Source organism: Achromobacter sp. ACM04 (assembly GCF_014851465.1).
GTDB lineage: Bacteria > Pseudomonadota > Gammaproteobacteria > Burkholderiales > Burkholderiaceae_B > Achromobacter > Achromobacter aegrifaciens.
The window spans coordinates 533056-551034 of sequence record NZ_JACUZS010000005.1 but is presented as its reverse complement, the minus strand read 5'-3'; the positions used below and the strand labels follow the sequence as shown (position 1 = coordinate 551034).

The window sequence follows — 17979 nt, the reverse complement described above, 5'->3', positions numbered from 1 at the left end:
GGCTGGGGCCGGAATACGCTTGCTGCGCCTGGGGTCTTCGGGGGGCGGGGTCGGACCCCGCCGATGCTCAGGCGCCGGCTTCGACGGCCTCGGGCTCGTCGGCTTTCTTTTTCTTCTTGGCCGGCAGCGCCAGCATGGTGCCGCGGCACGGCGGCGTGCCGCAGAGGCAGCGGTAGCCTTCCTTCAGTTTCTTGGTGATGCGGCCGTCCAGCACCAGGCCGTAGTCATACGACAGCTCGGTGCCGCGCGGAATGTCCTGCAGCGCGACGATGTAGACGCGCTTGCCGTGCTTGCCTTCCTGGGCTTCGCAGTTGGGCTGGCAGGAATGGTTGATCCAGCGCGCGTCATTGCCCTGGTCGCCGCCGTCGATCACGCGGCCGGAGCTCAGTGCGAAGAAGAAAGTGTGGAAGGGATCGTCCGGATTGGTCGGATGACGGCGGTCGGCTTCCTTGGCGCTGATGCGTTCGCCGCCGTACTCGATGATGCGCGTGCCCGCGGGAATCTTGCGCGCGGCGAAGACGCCGTTGCCGTGCAGCTTGGAGCGGCGGACGGCATACCAGGGCTTGATCGGGGTGTCTTCGTTGGTCATTGCTCGATGGAAGTGGCGGTGAGACGAAACAGAATTATATCGGCGCGTTTTTGACAGCTTGATGGGCGTATAGTGTGCGCCGCCTTGTTCCTCCGGTTAGCACCATGATTGTCCGTCCGCGTCCTTCCGCGCTGGCTTTGTTCTTTGTCTTGCGCGGGTCCATCATCCCGCGGATCCTCAGCCGCATCCTCGTCATCACGGCGCTGTCCTGCTTCGTGGTGTGGATGTACCACCAGGCATGGTTCTCGCCCGCCCATCTGTCGGCGGTGCCGTTCTCGCTGTTCGGCCTGGCCCTGTCCGTGTTCATGGGCTTTCGCAACAACGTCTGCTACGACCGCTGGTGGGAAGCGCGCAAGCAATGGGGCGAACTGATCGTGCAGGCGCGCAGCCTGGCGCGCGAAAGCGCGGTGCTGCTGGCGGCCAGCACCGCCAATCCGGTGCAGGAACGCATCGTGCGCCGTTGCATCGGCTTCGGCTACGCGCTGGCGGCGCGGCTGCGTCAGGAAGACATGGCTTCGGCCGCGCGCCCCTGGGTGCAGCAGGACGAGGCCGAGACCCTCAACGGCTGCCGCAACGTGCCTGACGCCCTGCTCATGGCCATCAACCGCGACCTGGCGGCCTGTCTGCGGCGAGGGGAGCTGAGCGACATCCTGTACCAGGCCCTGACCCAGCGCGTGGCCGCCTGCGCCGCCATCCAGGCGGCTTGCGAGCGCATCAAGTTCACGCCCTCGCCCTTCGCCTATTCGCTGCTGCTGCATCGCACGGCCTGGCTGTTCTGCCTGTTGCTGCCCTTCGGCCTGGTGGGCACGCTGGAATACATGATGCCGGCGGCCGTCACCATCGTGGCCTACACCTTCTTCGGCCTGGACGCGGTGGGTGATGAACTGGAAGACCCCTTCGGCTCCGACGAGAACGACCTGCCGCTGTCGGCGCTGGCCCGGGTGATCGAGATCGACCTCCTGGAAGGCCTGGGCGTGCGGCCTCTGCCCGAGCCCGCCGTGCCGGTGGATTTCGTGCTGCGCTAGGGCGGAGCCTATTCCGCCAATCCCGTCAAAGGCAGCTTGGTTTCCTTCAACCGGCGCAGCACGAAGCAGGATTTGCTGTGCCGGATGCCCGGGATGCGGTAGAGCTGTTCGCGCAGCAGCCGTTCGTAGTCGCGGGTGTCGCGCACGGCGATGCGGATGTAATAGTCGTAGTCGCCCGAGACCAGGAAGGCTTCGAGGACCTCGGGTATCTGCGCCAGCGCCCGGCCGAACTCATACAGCGTTTCCTCGCTGTGGCTCTCCAGGGTGACGTGGACGATCACTGTGTCCATGAAGCCCAGGCTGGCCGGATCGATGTCCACCGTATAGCCGCGGATGACGCCTGCGCTTTCCATGCGCTTGATGCGGTTCCAGCACGGTGTGGACGACAGGCCCACCGCCGCGCCGATGTCGTTCAGGCTGGCGCGCGCGTTGTCCTGCAGCACCTTGAGTATGGCGAGATCAAATTTGTCCAGGTTCATTTTCTTTGATTCCTTAAAATCAAAGATAAATTTACTCCGTCCGGCGGTTATCCGTGGAAAAGAAGATAAATATTCTTCCGATCTACGAATAAGATAGATAGCATGAACGATCGCCTGCACCCCACCGCCGCCGCCGCGCTTGCCGCCACTGAACGCCCCGCTGACAACGGGGCAAAAATTCTGCTCGATACGCTGATCGCGTGTGGCGTGGATACCATTTTCGGGTACCCCGGCGGCGCGGTGCTGCCGCTGTACGACGCCCTGTACGCCGAGCCGCGCCTGCGCCACGTGCTGGTACGGCACGAACAGGCCGCCGTGCATGCTGCCGAAGGCTATGCTCGCAGCACCGGCCGCACCGGCGTGGTCTTCGTCACTTCCGGTCCGGGCATGGCCAACACCACGTCCGGCCTGCTGGATGCCATGTGCGATTCGATCCCGGTGCTCTGTATCAGCGGCCAGGTTGCCACGGCCGCCATCGGCACGGACGCCTTCCAGGAGTGCGACGCCATCGGCATCTCTCGCTCCGTGACCAAATGGAATACGCAGGTCCGTTCGGTGGACGACGTGGCAGCGGTGACGGCCCGCGCTTTTGAGCTGACCCGCCAGGGCCGCCCCGGCCCGGTGCTGCTGGACTTCCCCAAGGACGTGCAGCTGGCCGTGCCTCGCGACGCGGACGATGATGCCGTGCCCTCGCAACAGAAGCTGGCCGCGCTGCGCGCACGCCGCCAGGCGGGCAAGCTGGCGCCCAAGCTGCCGCAGTCGGCCGTGCGTCGCGCCGCCGCCTTGATCGCGCAGGCCAAGCGCCCCATCTTCTACGGCGGCGGCGGGCTGGTGAACGCCGGCCCCGAGGCCTGCGAGGCCTTTACCGACCTGGTGCGCCACACCGGCGCGCCCTGCACCCTGACCCTCATGGGCCTGGGCGCATTCCCCGCGTCCGACGCGCAGTTCGTCGGCATGCTGGGCATGCACGGCACGGTCGAGGCCAACCTGGCCATGCACAACGCCGACCTGGTGGTCTGCATCGGCGCCCGCTTCGACGACCGCATCACAGGCAAGCTGTCGGAGTTCTGCCCGCATGCGCGCAAGATCCACATCGACATCGACCCGGCTTCCATCAACAAGGTGGTGCGCGTGGATGTGGCGCTGGTGGGCGACTGCCTGCCGCTGGTGCGCGCGCTGCGCGCCGAACTCGGCGAGGAACCCATGGACGCGGCGCGGCTGGCGCCCTGGTACAAGCGTATCGACGCCTGGCGCGCCCAGGACTGCCTGGGCTATACCCCGGCGGCCGACGCGATCCTGCCGCAGCATCTGATGGCGCGCCTGAACGACGCGCTGTCCGACCGCGATGCCATCGTTTCCACCGACGTGGGCCAGCACCAGATGTGGGCCGCGCAGTACCTGCGCTTCGACAAGCCCAACCGCTGGCTGACCTCCGGCGGCGCCGGCACCATGGGCTATGGCGTGCCCGCCGCCATCGGCGCGCAGGTCGCCCATCCGGACAAGACCGTGGTCTGCGTCAGCGGCGACGCGTCGGTGCTGATGAACATCCAGGAACTGTCCACCGCCATGCAGCACCAGACGCCCGTCAAGGTCGTGTTGTGCAACAACGGCTACATGGGCATGGTGCGGCAATGGCAGGAGCTGATCCACGGCGGGCGCTACAGCCACAGCTACAACGCCTCGCTGCCCGACTTCGTGGCGTTGGCCCGCGCCTTCGGCTGGGGCGCGGCCCGCGTGGACGATCCGGCAAAGCTGGATGCCGCGCTCGCCGAATGCCTGGCGCATGACGGCCCCTACTTCCTGGACGTGGCGGTCGCGGCGCAGGAGAACTGCTTCCCGATGATGCCTGCCGGGCACGGGCATCAGAAGATGATGCTGGCCGAAGGCGTCTGGTATCAGGACGAGACGACCTGATCGCCGCTGGGCTGCATGCGCAGCCCAGCGCCCTGCTTCAGAACTGGATCGACAAGCCGCCGTCCACCACCAGCACGTGCCCGTTGACATATGACGCCGCGGGCGACGCCAGGAATACGGCGGCGCCCGCGATTTCTTCCGGTTCGCCCCAGCGTCCCATGGGATTGCGCGTGGCGATGCGCGGGCCCACATCGGGGTCCGCCACCATGGCGGCATTGGTCTCGGTGGCGAAGGTGCCGGGCGCGATGGCGTTGCTGGTGATGCCGTGGCCGCCGAACTCTGCCGCCAGCGCGCGCACCATGCCCGTCAACCCCTGCTTGGCCGCGGGATAGACCGCATCGCCCGAGCGCGCCAGCTCGCCCACCACCGAGGTGATGGCGATCAGGCGGCCGCTGCCCTGGCGCACCATGCGCTCGGCGGCAAACTTGGCCAGCAGCATGCCGGCGACCATGTCGGTGTCGATGAGTTCGCGGATCTCGGCGGGACTGGTGTCGCGCAGCGTCTTGCGGTTACGCGCGCCGACGTTGTTCACCAGGATGTCCAGGCGGCGGTGGTCGCGGTCTATGTCCAGGAAAGCGCGTTCCATGGCGGCGTCGTCGCTGATGTCGAACGGCAGCCCATGCGCGTCCAGGCCGGCGGCGCTCAGTTCGCCCGCCGCGGCCGCGACGGCCTCGGCGTTGCGGCCATTGATCAGTACGCGCGCGCCGCAGCCGGCCAATGCGCGTGCGATACAGAAGCCCAGCCCGCGGGCCGAGCCGGTCACCAGGGCGACTTGTCCCGTCAGGTCGAAGTTGCGCAGATACGGCAGCGTGTTCATGTCAGTCGTCCAAAGTGCTCTATCTCAATCAGGGCCGCGCGGATCCGGCTCCGCCGGTCCGCAGCGGCGCCCCCTGGGGGGAAGCGCGCAGCGCTGCGGGGGGGGATTTATCTATTCTCGGAATTCCGGCGCCCAATGCAGCAGCCGGCGTTCCAGCCAGGTCACACAATAAACCAGCGCGATGCCGACGATGGACAGCAGCGTCACCGCCGCGAACATGTCGGTGGCGTTCAGCGTCGCCAGCGCGGTGATCATCAGATAGCCCATGCCCGTAGTGGAGCCGACGAACTCCGCCAGCACCACGCCGATCAGCGCAAAGCTGATGGCATTCGGCAAGGCCGCGAAGGTCCACGCGGCCGCGGTCGGGATGCGCACGCGCCACAGGATCTGGCGCGGCGAGCCGCCCAGCGTGCGGCAGAAATCCACCAGTTCGCGTTCTACTGCGCGTCCGCCCTTGTAGGTGTTGAAGAACACCAGGAAGAACACCACGAACCATGACGTCACCACCTTGGAGGCAAGGCCCAGGCCGAAGAACATGGTGATGAGCGGCACGAAGGCGATGCGCGGCATCGAGTTGAAGGCCACGATGAAGGGATTGAACACGTCGGCCAGGAAGCGGCTGCGGCTGAGCGTCATGCCCACCACGAAGCCGCTGCCCACGCCCACCAGCAGTCCCACCATGGTGGCCTGCAAGGTCAGCCACAGGTGCGGCCAGACCGAACGCGGGCCGGGCTGCAGCCATTCCCACAGGCGCACGGCCACGCGCGAGGGCTGGCTGATGAAGAAGGGATCGAACAGTGTGTTCTGGGCGAACCAGGGGATGCGCGTGAGTATCTCCCAGGAGCCCAGGATGACGGCAAGTATCAGCACCTGCCACAGGGTGATGCGCAGCCGGCGCGCGATGCTGGCGCGGCGGTCCAGCCGTAGCTGGTCCTGCAGGGAATCGGCGGAGTAAGAGGTGGTCATGACGCGTAGGGATTCAGGCGGCGGCGCGGAACTGCTGTCCCAGCACACTCCAGAGGCTTTGCACATGGGTCACGAACTGCGGTGTTTCGCGCAGCGTGAAGACATCGCGCGGATGCGGGATCTCGATGCGCTCGTCCAGCAGCACGCGGCTGGGCGGGCCGGACAGCACCACCACGCGATCGGACAGCAGGATGGCTTCGTCCAGGTCGTGCGTGACCATGACGATGGTCTGGCCCAGCTTGCGCCAGATCTCGATCAGTTCGCGATGCAGGTGGGTCTTGGTGTGCGTGTCCAGCGCGCCGAAGGGCTCGTCCAGCAGCAGGATGCGCGGTTCGACCGCCAGGCTCATCAAGAGCGCCACGCGCCGCCGCATGCCGCCCGACAACTGGTGCGGAAAGGCGTCGGCGAACTGGCTCAGGTGGCCCATTTCCAGTAGTTCCGCCACGCGGCGCTCGATCTTGTCGGCGGCCACGCCCTGGAACTTCAGTCCCAGCGCCACGTTCTTCCTCACGCTGAACCAGGGCAGCAGCGTGTCTTTCTGGAAGATGTAGCCCAGGGCCGGCGGCACCTGCCCGTCCACGATCCGCCCGTCCACGTGGATCGTGCCGGTGGTCGGGCGCAGGAAACCCGCGATCATGTTCAGCAAGGTGCTCTTGCCGCAGCCGGACGGCCCGACGATGGAGACGAACTCGCCTTCCGGGATCGTCAGGCTGACCTCGCCCACTGCATGCGTGGTGGCCTGGCGCGTCTGGTAGGCCTTGCCCACCTTGTCCAGCGTGATCATCAGAGGCCCCGGGCGCGGCGCACGAAGCTCATGTTCACGCAACGGTCGTAGGGCACGGTCTTGATCTCGTCATTGGAGAACTGGCGGCCGTCGCCCATGATGGCCGTCATGCGGTCATAGGCGTCCTGGGTGATGATGTTGTCCTTCAGGAACACCGTTTCCTTGTAGACGCCCAGCGTCTTTTCGATGGCGGCGCGCGGGAAGGCGTTCAGGTAATCGTCGTAGATCGCGTCAGTGACGGCGGCGGCGCTGTTGGCGCTGATGAAGTCCTGCGCGCGGACCAGGGCGGTCACGAAGGCCTGCACCACTTCCGGGCGCTTCTGGATGGTGTCCTGCAGGGTCAGGGCCGCGATGCCAGGCACGTCGCCGCCCATGAATTCGTTCCACGAACTCTCGGTGGTGGCGTCGAAGATGGGCACGCCCCAGCCTTCCTGTTGCGCCTGTTCCATCATGGACATGGTGGCCATGCTGGCGGACACGGAGCCGGTCTTGAGCGCGCCCAGCATGGTGGCCAGGTCGCCCAGCGGGCGGATGTCAACCTTGTCGGCCACGCCGGCCTTCTGCATCAGGTACAGCGCCATCAGCCAGGTGCTGGACTGCGGCTGGGTCGCGCCCACGCGCTTGCCGGCCAGGTCCTTCAGCGATTTGATCTTGCCGCTTTCAAAGTCCTCGCGGCGCACGATGACGTTGGCGTAGGTGAGCTTGCGGTCAAAGCCGAACACCAGCGTGGCGGGCTTGCCGGCCAAGGTGAGCGCGGGGGCGGCCGTGGCGGCGGTGGCGCCGAACGCGATCTGGCCCGCGGCCAGCAGCTGGTTGGTGCGCGGGCCGCTTTGCGAATTCAGGTATTCGACTTCCAGCCCGCCTTCGCCGAAGTAGCCCTTTTTCAGCGCCACATAACCCGCGGCAAAGAACGGGTCGATGCTGCCCTGGCCGTAGACGACGCGGCCCAGCTTGGGCTGGGCGAACGCGACGCGGCCATTGACCAGGCTGATGCTGGCCAACGCGCCTGCGGCGGCCAGCACGCGGCGGCGGGTGGTGAAGTCGGGGCTGTTGCTCATGTCGTCCTCGGAATAGGTCTGGTTGCAGCGGTTTGGCGTAGACAATACCCCAGCAACTGGCGTCCAACAATGGAAAACGCCCGGTTGCCCGGGCGTCGTGCGCGATGGTCGGGAGGCGGCGGCGCCAGGCGCCGCGCCCGTTTTACGCGGCGGTCTTTTTCGGCGCAGCCTTCTTCACCGCTTTCTTGGCGGCCGTTTTCGTGGCCGTCTTGGTGGCGGTCTTCTTCACCGCGGCCTTCTTGGCCGGCGCTTTCTTTGCGGCGGTCTTGGTCGCGGTCTTGGCGGCCGTCTTGGCCGGTGCGCGGCCGGGCTTTTCAGGACGCGGCTCGAACTCGAAGCCGATCTTGCCGTCCGGCTGGCGGACGAGGAAGGCCTTGAACTTGCGGTTGGTGCGGCTGGAGACGAAGCCGTCGAGCAGGTCGGTGCGGCCGTTGGTCAGCAACTTTTCCATTTGTTCGCGCGAGATCTCCTGCTGCAGGATGACCTTGCCCGAACGGAAATCGCAGCTCTTTTCGGGGCCGACGGATTTCTCGCAGACGTAGCTCATGCCGTGCTCGAACACGCGCGACTGGCACTTGGGGCAGGAGCCCACCGGTGTGTGGCCGGAGAAGTCCACGGCCTCGGAGTCGTCCTCGTCGTTCTGGCCGAAGTCGAATTCCAGCTTGTACTCGTCGCTGATGCGCAGGATGGCGGCGAACGGTCGGCCCATCTTGCTGATGAAGCCTTGCAGCGGACCGATTTCGCGCTTGGCCAGCAGCTCTTCCACTTCGGGCAGTTCGAAGGTGCGGCCGCCCGGATGCTTGCCGATGGAAAAGTCGCAGGCGGTGCAGGCAAAGCGGCGATAGTTTTCCTTCACCACGGCGCCGCACTTGGGGCACGGCGTCTGCAGCGTGGCGTAGTCGCCCGGCACCGTGTCGCGCTCGTATTCCTTGGCGCGCTTGACGATGACCTGCGTCATCTGCGCGATCTCGCGCATGAAGGCCTCGCGGCCCAGTCCGCCCTGCTCGATCTGTTTGAGCTTGTGCTCCCATTCGCCGGTGAGTTCTGGTGAGGTCAGTTCGGTCACGTCCAGGCCGGACAAGAGCGTCATCAGCTGGCGCGCCTTGGCGGTGGGCACCAGGTCGCGGCCTTCGCGGCGCAGGTAGCTTTCGTTGAGCAGGCCTTCGATGATGGCGGCGCGCGTGGCCGGCGTGCCCAGGCCGCGCTCGGACATTGCTTCGCGCAGTTCCTCGTCGTCCACCAGCTTGCCCGCGCCTTCCATGGCCGACAGCAGCGTGCCTTCGTTAAAGCGCGCCGGCGGTTTGGTGGTCAGGCCGACGGCTTCCACGTCCTCGGTGCGCACGGTCTCGCCGTCCGCCACGGGCACCAGGTTGGCGTCTTCGCCTTGGGCTTCCTTGCCGTAGACGGCCAGCCATCCCGGGCTGACCAGCACCTTGCCGTCGGTGCGGAAGCGATGCCCCTGCACTTCGGTCATGCGGGTGGTGACGCGGTATTCCGCGGCGGGGAAGAACACCGCCAGGAAGCGCTTGAGCACCAGGTCGTACAGCTTGGCCTCGGCCTCGCTCAGGTCGTGCGGGATCTGCAGCGTGGGGATGATGGCAAAGTGATCCGACACCTTCTTGTTGTCGAAGATGCGGCGGTTGGGCTTGACCCAGTTCTCGCTGACCACCGTGCCGGCGTGGCGGGCCAGGCCGCCCACCGCGTTGGAGCCGCCCTGCGCCAATGCGCGCATCGTCTCCTTGACGGTGTTGATGTAGTCCTCGGGCAGGTAGCGCGAGTCGGTACGCGGGTAGGTCAGCGCCTTGTGGCGTTCGTACAGGGTCTGCGCCAGCGCCAGCGTGGTCTTGGCCGAAAAGCCGAAACGGCCGTTGGCCTCGCGCTGCAGCGAAGTCAGGTCATACAGGGCCGGCGACATCTGGGTCGACGGCTTGGACTCTTCCGTGACGCTGCCGGGCTGTTCGCGGCAGGCGGCCACCACGCTCTGGGCGGCGGCCTGCGACCACAGGCGCGATTCGCGCTTTTCGGGGTCGCGGTCGTCTTTCTTGAATTCCGGGTCGATCCAGCGGCCTTCGTACAGGCCGGCGGCCGCCACGAAGGTGGCGCGCACTTCCCAGTAGTCGCGCGGCACGAAGCGGCGGATACGCTCCTCGCGTTCGGCCACGATGGCCAGCGTGGGCGTCTGCACCCGGCCGACCGGGGTCTTGAAGAAGCCGCCGTCCTTGCTGTTGAAGGCGGTCATGGCGCGGGTGCCGTTGATGCCCACCAGCCAGTCGGCTTCGGCGCGCGAGCGGGCGGCCGCTTCCAGCGGCTTGAGCTGGACGTCGTCGCGCAGGTTGGCGAAGGCTTCGCGGATGGCGGCCTGGGTCATCGACTGCAGCCAGAGGCGCTGGATCGGCTTCTTCACGCCCGCGTACTGAATGATGTAGCGGAAGATCAGTTCGCCTTCGCGCCCGGCGTCACAGGCGTTGATGATGGCATCGACGTCCTTGCGCTTGGCCAGGCGGACCAGCAGCTTGAGCCGTTCGGCCGATTTCTTGTCGGTGGGGCCCAGTTCGAATTCGGGCGGAATCACGGGTAGGTGCGTAAAGCTCCACTTTCCCTTGACCGGATCGTTGGGCGCGACCAAGCTGAGCAAGTGGCCGATGCTCGACGCGAGTACGTAACGTTCGCTTTCAAAATAGTCGCCCTCGCGCGCAAAGCCTCCCAAGGCGCGTGATATATCGAGGGCTACCGAGGGCTTCTCGGCAATAATCAGCGTTTTATTCATGTGTATCCAGTGGCGGCAGTCCCGCCGTAGTAGCGCGGATAATAAGATCGGAGATTCGCCAGATGCAAGTCGGCACTGAAAGACAAGCGGGATCCGAACTACACGCCTGGCGTCAATTTCTGGCGCGCAGCACCCTCTGGCTAGGTGTTTTGCTGCTGGGCAGCGCCGCGGTTTGCTGGGTCGCCGCCAATTGGCAGGACATGACAAAAGTGCAGCGCTTCGCCGGCGTTCAGGGCCTTCTGGCGGTTTGCGCGCTGGCCGCTGCCTGGACCGGATTGCGCCTGCGGGCCAGTCCAGGGGTGCGGCGCACCATACCGGGCGCCCTGCTCGCCCTGGCTGGCATCCTCCTGGGAGCGCTGCTCGCATTACTAGGCCAAACTTACCAGACTGGCGCCGATACCTGGGAACTGTTCGCCTGGTGGGCGCTGCTGCTGCTGCCCTGGGCGCTGGCCGCCGGCAGCCAGGCCGTCTGGTTGCTGTGGGCGTTGGTGCTGAACGTGGCCGTGGCCTTGTGGCTGGGCGAGCGGGTGTTTTCCTGGATGCTGATATTGGGCGGCCCGGGCGTGCCCGGCCTGATGATGGCCGGCCTGAACCTGCTGCTGCTGCTGGGCTGGGAGCTGGCTGCCCGCCGCTGGCGCGCCAGCACCCTGGTCGGTCCGCGGGTCCTGGCTGCCCTGGCGATCAGCGTGCTGGTGCTGACCCAGATGCTTGGCGACTTCCTGGGCCGCGGCCTGGGCCTCTATAACGGCATCGCCTGGGTCGCGGTGACCCTGGGCCTGGGCTTCTATTATCAGAAGGGCCGGCGCGACCTGATCATCCTGGCCATGTTGGCTGCCGGTGTCATTTGCGTGTCGCTGCGGGTGGCGGGCGAATGGCTGCTGCGCCTGGAGCCCGGCGTCTGGGCCGCGCTGCCGCTGGCGGCGCTGCTCATGGCCGAGGCCGTCTGGGCCGCGCGCTGGCTGCGGCGCCTGGCGGGCGATCCGCAGGCGGCCGTCGCGGCGAGCGCGGACGCGGAGCCGGCCGCCGCCTCGGCCGGCAACTCGGTGGACCCGGCGGACAGCGGGGCGCCCGTGGCGCAGCTGGCGGCCGCTCCGGCGCCTCAGTCGGATCCGCCCTGGTACGTGCAGTGCCTGCTGGGCCTGAGCGCCTGGTTGGCGACCTTGCTGCTACTGGTGTTCATTGCCTTCTCGGGCTTTATCACCACGGAAGGCGGCGCACTGGTGGCCGGGCTGGTGCTGTGCGCGGCCGGCGTGGCGGTGCTGCGCAGCGACGCCGGTCCGTTCTGGCGCCAGTGCGGCACGGCCATGGCTTTCGCCGGGCAGATCCTGATCATCTTCGGGCTGTCCAGTTCGACCTCGTTCGCCAGCGCCTGCGTCTTCGTGCTGCTGATGGCGGCCACGGTCTACGCGGTGGGGCCCGACGTCATCCTGCGTTTTCTCAGCGGCCTGCTGATCGCGGCGGCGGGCGCGGGCCTGATCTGGCGCGTGTTGTCGCCCGACCTGGGGCAAGAGGACCTGCTGGACGCCTGGATGGCGTTCGACGCCCTGCGCGCCACTTTCCTGTGGCTGCCCATTGCCGTGACCGGGGCCTGGGCCACGGCCGTCATCTTTACCGTCAGCCACCGCCTGGGCGGCAAGCGCGCCCATGCCCTGCAGCCGCTGGGCTGGGCCTTCCTGCTGTCGGTGCAAGGCATGGTGTGGCTGGCCAGCGGCATCTCCATCAAGCAGTTGCCCGCCATGTGGCAGCTGAATCCGCATACGGCCGTGCTGGTCGCGGCCGGCGCGCTGCTGCCCGTGGCGGCGGCCTTCGCGGTGCTCTGGCCGCGCCGCCACATGCTGACGGCGGGCGTCACCTGGGGCGTGCCCATCGGCCTGCTGATCCTGGCGCTGTTCTGGCTGCCCAGCCCCGGCGTGGGCTTCGCGCTGGCCTGGCTGCTGCTGGGCTTCGGCTTGAACCAGTCGCGCGTGGTGGTGTTCGGCGTGATCAGCCTGTTGGCGTATCTGGGAGTCTATTACTACCAATTGGACGTGCCGCTGCTGCAAAAAGCCTTGTGGCTGGGCGGCGCCGCGCTGCTGCTGTTCGTGCTGCGCGCCCTGGTCTGGCTGGTACCGCGCCTGATGCGCACCATTGCGCCCAAGCAGCGCGGGGCTCTGCCGCCGGTATCGGCGCCCTTGCGCTGGCGCACGCTGGCCATCCTGGGCGGCCTGGTGCTGGTGCTGGCGGTCACCAACGGCGGCATCTGGCAGCGTGAAAAACTGCTGGCGTCGGGCAAGGTGGTCATCCTGGAACTGGCGCCGGTGGATCCCCGTTCGCTCATGCAGGGCGACTACATGGCGCTGAACTTCGCGGCCAGCCGGGAAGTCACGCGCCTGCGGCTGGGCGGCGAGCGTCCCGAAGCCGAGGACTCCGTCATGGGTTACGAGCCGGACGGCTATGTAATGCTGCAGACCGACGCGCGCGGCGTCGGGCAGCCGCTACGCATCCAGCCCGACACGCACCCGCATACCGATGCCGAAGTGCCGCTGCGCTACCGCATCCGCGACAACAGCGTGCGCATCGTGACCAACGCCTATTTCTTCCCGGAAGGCCAGGCCGAGCGCTATCAGGTCGCCAAGTACGGCGAGTTGCGCGTGGCGGAAAACGGCGAGGCCCTGCTCGTCCGGATGCTGGACCAGGACCTCAAGCCGCTGTAGCGGCGGGCAGCGGGAAACGCCGCGCCCATTGCGCGGTGGCTTCCCGCAGGAAATGGCCGCGGTCCGCGGCATCGATGGGGTCGAAGCCCAAGGCTCGCCAGGCGGCCATCAGCGCCGCCAGGGGCGCGCCGGTGTCGATGGGCGGGGCGCCGTTCTGCTTGGACAGTTTCAGGCCGCTGGAAGCGTCCAGGATCAGCGGCACGTGCAGGTAGCGCACGGGCGGCAGCCCAAGCAGCCGGCCCAGCACGCGCTGGCGCGCGGTGGAACTGAGCAGGTCCGCGCCACGCACCACATCGGTCACGCCTTGCGCGGCGTCGTCCACCACCACCGCCAATTGGTAGGCCCACAGGCCGTCGGCCCGCCGCAGGGCGATGTCGCCCACGGCTTGCGCCACGTTTTGTTCCTGCGGCCCCAGCCAACGGTCAACGAAATGTTCCACGCCTTCCGGCATGACCACGCGCCAGGCGCGGGCCTCGCGGCCTGGTGGCAAGCCGTGGCGGCAGGTGCCGGGATACGGCCGCTCGCCGTCGGCGCCGGGCACGGTCTGGCCGCGCAGCGCCGAATCGGCGATTTCGCGTCGCGTGCAGCCGCAGCCGTAGATCAGGCCGCGCGCGGCCAGCGAGTCGAAGGCGGCTTGATAGGCGTCGCCGCGGCGCGACTGCCACATGATGTCGCCGTCCCAATCCAGGCCCAGCGCGCTCAATTGGCCCATGATGACCTCGGCAGCGCCGGGCACCGTGCGCGGCGTGTCCACGTCTTCGATGCGCAGCAGCCAGCGCCCGCCATGGGCACGCGCGTCCAGCCAGCTGGCCAGCGCGGCAACCAGCGAGCCCGCATGCAGCGGGCCGCTGGGACTGGGGGCGAAGCGGCCGACGTAATTCACGATGGGACGCCCGCGCGGCCATGCGCGCGGGTAAGGAGTAACGGCATCAAGCGACGCGGATGCCGTTCAATGCAGCAAGCGCGTGCCGTCTTCGTCCAGCAGCTCTTCCAGGACCAGGTTGTCGATCTCGGCCTCCTGGCTCCAGAGAACCATGAGGGCGATGATCTTGATCTTGGACAGCGGCACGGGCGTTTCCGGCGACGCCAGGCCCCGGTCGATGACGATTTCGCGCAGCGGCGCGGGCAGCACGCCAGCCGATTCCAGGAAGGCGATGAAGCCGATGGATTCGGTACCGAGCTGCTGGTATTCGTTGTCGGTGTAGATCCGGGTGCCGGTGGCGGGGGCCTGGGCGAGATCGACGCAGCGTTCGGTGGTTTCGGCCAGGCCGTACAGCCAGCCCAGGGCGTCGTCGATGTCTTCGTGCTCGAAACCGGCGGCGGCAAGCCGCTTTGCGAGCACGTCCGCCGCAGGACAGGCTTGCGGCGTGTAGTAATTCTCGTACAGATAAACCAGGATATCGAACATATGGCGCAGTTTTGTGCCTGTTTGCACAGTCGGCCCGCATATCGGCAGACCAGCAAACATGAATTTTACTTTACGCTGATTTATAGGGGTGGGCAACCGGCCGGAGGGTGGAATGTTGTATGAAGTCACCTTGCCTCAAAACGCACACATTTTTACCCTAAATGCTGCCAATATTCATGATTCGAGGCAAAAAGGGGCAGACCTTATCGGTCCGCCCCTTTTTGTTTTCGGGTGGCTGATCAGGCCGCTTTGGGCGCGTTTTCCAGCTTGAGCTGAGCGATCTGGCGCATGAACACCGGGATGCAGATTGCCAGCCCGATCAGGCCGCTGGTCAGGCCCGGCAGGATGGTCAGCAAGGCGCCGATGGTGCACAGCCAGCGCTCCCAGCTCTTCATGCCCACCAGCATGTAACGCGAGAACGCCGCCGACAGCAGTACCAGGCCGACCATGCAGCCGAACAGCGTCACGAAGAAGTCATACCAGGTGAAGCCCTGCACCGAGATCAGCAGCGACGGCGAGAACACGAACACGAAGGGCACGATGAGCTTGGTGATGCCCAGCCTGAAGGCGGTGTTGCCGGTCTTGAATGGATCGCTGCCCGCCATGCCCGCCGCCGCATAGGCCGCCAGCGCCACGGGCGGTGTAATGTCCGCCAGGATGCCGAAATAGAACACGAAGAAGTGCGCCGCGATGGGCTGCACGCCCAGCTGCACCAGCGTGGGGGCGGCCACCGCCACCATGATCAGGTAGTTCGCCGTGGTGGGGATGCCGCAGCCCATCAGGATGCAAACCAGGCCGGTCATGATGAGCGCCGCGATCAGCGTGAGCGTCTGGGTATTGGCGATGGCATCGGGGATGACCGTTGCCGCGCCGCCGGCGATCGCCTGGGCCGCCGAGATGACGATGTACGAGATCTTGAAGCCCACGCCTGTCAGCGTGACCACGCCGATCACGATACCCACGGTACCCGCCGCGGCGCCCACTGCCAGCGCGTACTTGGCGCCGGTCTCGAAGGCTTCGTACAGGTCGCGCAGGCGCAGCCGCTGGAACGGATTAAGCAGGCCCACAATGATGCAGCCGGTAATGCCCGCGAACGCCGCCAGGTAAGGCGTGCGGCCGCTGGCCAGCACGCCGATCAGCAGGATCAGCGGGATCAGGGTGGGCCAGCGCATCTTGAACGACTGCTTGAGCTTGGGCATTTCCGCTTCGGTCAGCCCGCGCAGCCCTTCGCGCTTGGCCTCGAAGTGCACCTGCATGAACATGCCGAAGAAATACAGGAAGGCCGGGAAAATGCCCGCGATCGCGATCTGCTGGTACGGAATGCCCAGGAATTCGATCATCAGGAAGGCCGCCGCGCCCATGATGGGCGGCGTGATCTGCCCGCCCGTGCTGCTGGCGGCTTCCACTCCGGCCGCGAAGTGCCGCGGGTAGCCGATGCGGATCATGGCCGGGATGGTCAGCGAACCCACCGTCACCGCATTGGCGACCGAGGAGCCCGACAGCATGCCGAACATGGCCGAGCCGAACACCGACACCTTGGCCGGCCCGCCGGCATAGCGGCCGGCGATGGTGGAAGCGACGTCCAGGAACAGCTGGCCCAGGCCGATACGGGTGGCCAGCACGCCGAACAGCACGAAGTGGAACACGTAGGTCGCCACCACGCCCACCGCCACGCCGTACACGCCCTGGCTGGTCAGGTACATGTGGTTGACGATCTGGGGCCAGGTGTTGCCCGCGTGTTGCAGCAGTCCGGGGAAATACGGACCGAACATGGCGTAGGCCATGAACACCAGCGCGATGATGGGCAGCGGCCAGCCCATGGCGCGCCGCGTGGCTTCCAACAGGCCGATCAGCAGGATCGAGCCCATGAACACGTCTATGGGCAGCGGATTGCCCACGCGGAAGGCCAGGTCCTCGAAGATATAGGGGATGTACAGCACCGACAGGGCCAGTGCGATCGCGATGATCCAGTCGTACAGCGGAATGCCGCCGGGCGCGTACCAGGTGGACTTGGGCTCGCGCGTGTAGTGCGACTTGGAAAAACCGAACACCAGGAAGATCAGGCTGAGCACGAAAGCCAGATGCACCCCGCGGTGCGTGGCTTCACGCAGCAGGCCGAAGCCGGCCGTGTAGTAGTGGAAGATGGAGAGCGTTACCAGCAGGCCGGAGACGATCCAGGTCGCCGTCTTGTCCAGCGGCCGGAAGCGGATTTCCGAATCGTACTTCTCCGCCAGCTGCTGGGTTTTTTCGTGATCAATTTCCATCGCAGTAATTCTCTGGGTGATTCAGCAAGCAGGGCCGCTCGTGGCGGCCCTACTCAAGCGCGGCGCATCGCGCCGCGGACATGCACTGCCATCCCTGCGCCCCATGGCCGCGCGGCACGCTAGTCGCATGACCTCGTCGCCACTGATCGGGGCCGCGTGGATCCGGCTCCGCCGGTCCACTGCGGCGCCCCTGGGAGAAGCGCCGAAGGCGCTCGGGGGGGCCTACTTCAGCAGCCCGATTTCCTTGTAGAACTTTTCAGCGCCCGGGTGGAACGGAATGCCGGCGCCCTTGACCGCGTTGTCGCGGGTGATGAGCTTGCCCTTGGCGTGGCCGTTGTCCAGGGTCTTGCGGGTGGCGTCGCTGTACAGCGCCTTGGTGACGTCGTACACCACCTGCTCCGGCAGCTTGGCCGAGGTGACCATCTGGGCGTTGACCGAAATGGTCTTTACTTCACCCACGTTCTGGTAGGTGTTGGCGGCGATGGTGTCGGGCGTGAAGAATTCCTGCTTGGCGCGCAACGCGTCGATCTCCGGGCCAACCAAGGGCACGATCTCGATGCCGGCGCCGCTGGACGCCAGTTCCGCGATGGCGCCTGCGGGGGCGCCGCCCACGAAGAAGAAGGCGTCCAGCCCGCCATCCTTGAGCTTGTCGCCGGCTTGGTTGGGCTTCAGGTATTCGGCCTTGATGTCCTTATCGGTCATGCCGTAGGCGCCCAGGATCAGACGCACGTCCACCAGGGTGCCGGAACCCGGCTCATCCATCGACACGCGCTTGCCCTTCAGGTCGGCCACGCTCTTGATGCCTGCGCCCTTGCGGGCCACCAGGTGGATGCTTTCCGGGTACAGCGTGGCGATCAGGCGCAGGTCTTGCGCCTTGGGCTTGCCTTCGAAGGTGCCGGTGCCGCTATAGGCCCAGAAAGCGACGTCGGACTGCGTGAAGCCCGCTTCGAAGGAACCGCCCAGAATGCCGTTGATGTTGGCCACCGACCCGTTGGAGGCGACCGCCGTGGCGACCAGCTTGCCGGGTTGGGACACCGCGTTGGCGATGATGCCGCCGATGGGGTAGTAGGTGCCGGCCGTGCCACCCGTGCCGATGCGGAAGAATTGTTGCGCTTGCGCGGTGCCGGCGGCGCCGACGGCGGCGGCCGCGATGGTCAGGGCGGTGATCCAGGTCTTGAGTTTCATGCGAGCTTCTCCGAATTCTTGCTGACGGGT

At 66.6% G+C, this 17979-nt stretch carries 14 protein-coding genes; 3 read left to right on the top strand and 11 right to left on the bottom strand.

Annotated features, from left to right (window positions below; translation table 11 throughout):
• Positions 1-67: 67 nt before the first annotated feature.
• Positions 68-589: an SET domain-containing protein gene (locus tag IB259_RS27920; protein WP_054455721.1), complete on the bottom strand. Its 522-nt coding sequence runs from the start codon at positions 587-589 to the stop codon at positions 68-70.
• 104 nt (positions 590-693) lie between these two features.
• Between IB259_RS27920 and IB259_RS27915 the strand changes: the two genes are divergently transcribed.
• Positions 694-1614: a bestrophin family protein gene (locus IB259_RS27915; RefSeq protein WP_054455719.1), complete on the top strand. Its 921-nt coding sequence runs from the start codon at positions 694-696 to the stop codon at positions 1612-1614.
• Between the two features lie 8 nt (positions 1615-1622).
• Here the strand turns inward: IB259_RS27915 and IB259_RS27910 are convergent, their stop codons facing one another.
• Positions 1623-2093: an Lrp/AsnC family transcriptional regulator gene (locus IB259_RS27910; protein ID WP_013390823.1), complete on the bottom strand. Its 471-nt coding sequence runs from the start codon at positions 2091-2093 to the stop codon at positions 1623-1625.
• A gap of 93 nt (positions 2094-2186) precedes the next feature.
• On the opposite strand from IB259_RS27910, the gene ilvB reads away from it, so the two are divergent.
• Positions 2187-4007 carry a biosynthetic-type acetolactate synthase large subunit gene (gene ilvB / locus IB259_RS27905; RefSeq protein WP_119449794.1) on the top strand — a complete coding sequence of 607 codons (1821 nt, stop codon included), beginning with the start codon at positions 2187-2189 and terminating at the stop codon, positions 4005-4007.
• Positions 4008-4044: 37 nt separating this feature from the next.
• Here ilvB and IB259_RS27900 read toward each other — a convergent pair whose 3' ends face one another.
• From IB259_RS27900 to IB259_RS27880, 5 genes are all read right to left on the bottom strand, one after another.
• Entirely contained in the window at positions 4045-4824 is a 780-nt protein-coding gene (locus IB259_RS27900) for an SDR family oxidoreductase (protein WP_192330697.1), read from the bottom strand.
• 111 nt (positions 4825-4935) lie between these two features.
• Positions 4936-5790 (bottom strand): ABC transporter permease, encoded by an 855-nt coding sequence (locus IB259_RS27895; protein ID WP_175160137.1) that lies wholly within the window; start codon positions 5788-5790, stop codon positions 4936-4938.
• A gap of 13 nt (positions 5791-5803) precedes the next feature.
• Positions 5804-6574, bottom strand: coding sequence for an ABC transporter ATP-binding protein (locus IB259_RS27890; protein WP_054455711.1), 771 nt, complete (start codon positions 6572-6574; stop codon positions 5804-5806).
• Positions 6574-7632: an ABC transporter substrate-binding protein gene (locus tag IB259_RS27885; protein ID WP_119449796.1), complete on the bottom strand. Its 1059-nt coding sequence runs from the start codon at positions 7630-7632 to the stop codon at positions 6574-6576. Before IB259_RS27885 ends, IB259_RS27890 begins: the two co-directional genes overlap by 1 nt.
• A gap of 142 nt (positions 7633-7774) precedes the next feature.
• Complete coding sequence (locus IB259_RS27880; protein WP_119449797.1) at positions 7775-10399, bottom strand: DNA topoisomerase III; 2625 nt, start codon at positions 10397-10399, stop codon at positions 7775-7777.
• 62 nt (positions 10400-10461) lie between these two features.
• Here IB259_RS27880 and IB259_RS27875 point away from each other — a divergent pair, with 62 nt between their 5' ends.
• Positions 10462-13092 carry a GDYXXLXY domain-containing protein gene (locus IB259_RS27875; protein ID WP_119449798.1) on the top strand — a complete coding sequence of 877 codons (2631 nt, stop codon included), beginning with the start codon at positions 10462-10464 and terminating at the stop codon, positions 13090-13092.
• Here the strand turns inward: IB259_RS27875 and gluQRS are convergent.
• The 4 genes from gluQRS to IB259_RS27855 all read right to left on the bottom strand — a co-directional run bounded on the left by gluQRS (position 13079) and on the right by IB259_RS27855 (position 17949).
• Entirely contained in the window at positions 13079-13975 is an 897-nt protein-coding gene (gluQRS, locus tag IB259_RS27870; protein WP_192330695.1) for a tRNA glutamyl-Q(34) synthetase GluQRS, read from the bottom strand. The two genes, IB259_RS27875 and gluQRS, sit on opposite strands and share 14 nt — an antisense overlap.
• Before the next feature lie 66 nt (positions 13976-14041).
• The gene (locus IB259_RS27865) at positions 14042-14500 is read right to left on the bottom strand and encodes a DUF494 family protein (RefSeq protein WP_042795808.1); all 459 of its coding nucleotides are present in this window, start codon (positions 14498-14500) and stop codon (positions 14042-14044) included.
• A 239-nt stretch (positions 14501-14739) separates the two neighbouring features.
• Positions 14740-16764 carry a TRAP transporter permease gene (locus IB259_RS27860; protein WP_054455701.1) on the bottom strand — a complete coding sequence of 675 codons (2025 nt, stop codon included), beginning with the start codon at positions 16762-16764 and terminating at the stop codon, positions 14740-14742.
• A gap of 222 nt (positions 16765-16986) precedes the next feature.
• Positions 16987-17949 (bottom strand): TAXI family TRAP transporter solute-binding subunit, encoded by a 963-nt coding sequence (locus IB259_RS27855; protein ID WP_054455699.1) that lies wholly within the window; start codon positions 17947-17949, stop codon positions 16987-16989.
• Positions 17950-17979 lie beyond the last annotated feature (30 nt).

Bases quoted from the DNA above. Each gene is read 5' to 3' on its own strand.
- IB259_RS27920 (WP_054455721.1), bottom strand. From the start codon at position 589: ATGACCAACGAAGACACCCCGATCAAGCCCTGGTATGCCGTCCGCCGC.
- IB259_RS27915 (WP_054455719.1), top strand. From the start codon at position 694: ATGATTGTCCGTCCGCGTCCTTCCGCGCTGGCTTTGTTCTTTGTCTTG.
- IB259_RS27910 (WP_013390823.1), bottom strand. From the start codon at position 2,093: ATGAACCTGGACAAATTTGATCTCGCCATACTCAAGGTGCTGCAGGAC.
- IB259_RS27900 (WP_192330697.1), bottom strand. From the start codon at position 4,824: ATGAACACGCTGCCGTATCTGCGCAACTTCGACCTGACGGGACAAGTC.
- IB259_RS27895 (WP_175160137.1), bottom strand. From the start codon at position 5,790: ATGACCACCTCTTACTCCGCCGATTCCCTGCAGGACCAGCTACGGCTG.
- IB259_RS27890 (WP_054455711.1), bottom strand. From the start codon at position 6,574: ATGATCACGCTGGACAAGGTGGGCAAGGCCTACCAGACGCGCCAGGCC.
- IB259_RS27885 (WP_119449796.1), bottom strand. From the start codon at position 7,632: ATGAGCAACAGCCCCGACTTCACCACCCGCCGCCGCGTGCTGGCCGCC.
- IB259_RS27880 (WP_119449797.1), bottom strand. From the start codon at position 10,399: ATGAATAAAACGCTGATTATTGCCGAGAAGCCCTCGGTAGCCCTCGAT.
- IB259_RS27875 (WP_119449798.1), top strand. From the start codon at position 10,462: ATGCAAGTCGGCACTGAAAGACAAGCGGGATCCGAACTACACGCCTGG.
- IB259_RS27865 (WP_042795808.1), bottom strand. From the start codon at position 14,500: ATGTTCGATATCCTGGTTTATCTGTACGAGAATTACTACACGCCGCAA.
- IB259_RS27860 (WP_054455701.1), bottom strand. From the start codon at position 16,764: ATGGAAATTGATCACGAAAAAACCCAGCAGCTGGCGGAGAAGTACGAT.
- IB259_RS27855 (WP_054455699.1), bottom strand. From the start codon at position 17,949: ATGAAACTCAAGACCTGGATCACCGCCCTGACCATCGCGGCCGCCGCC.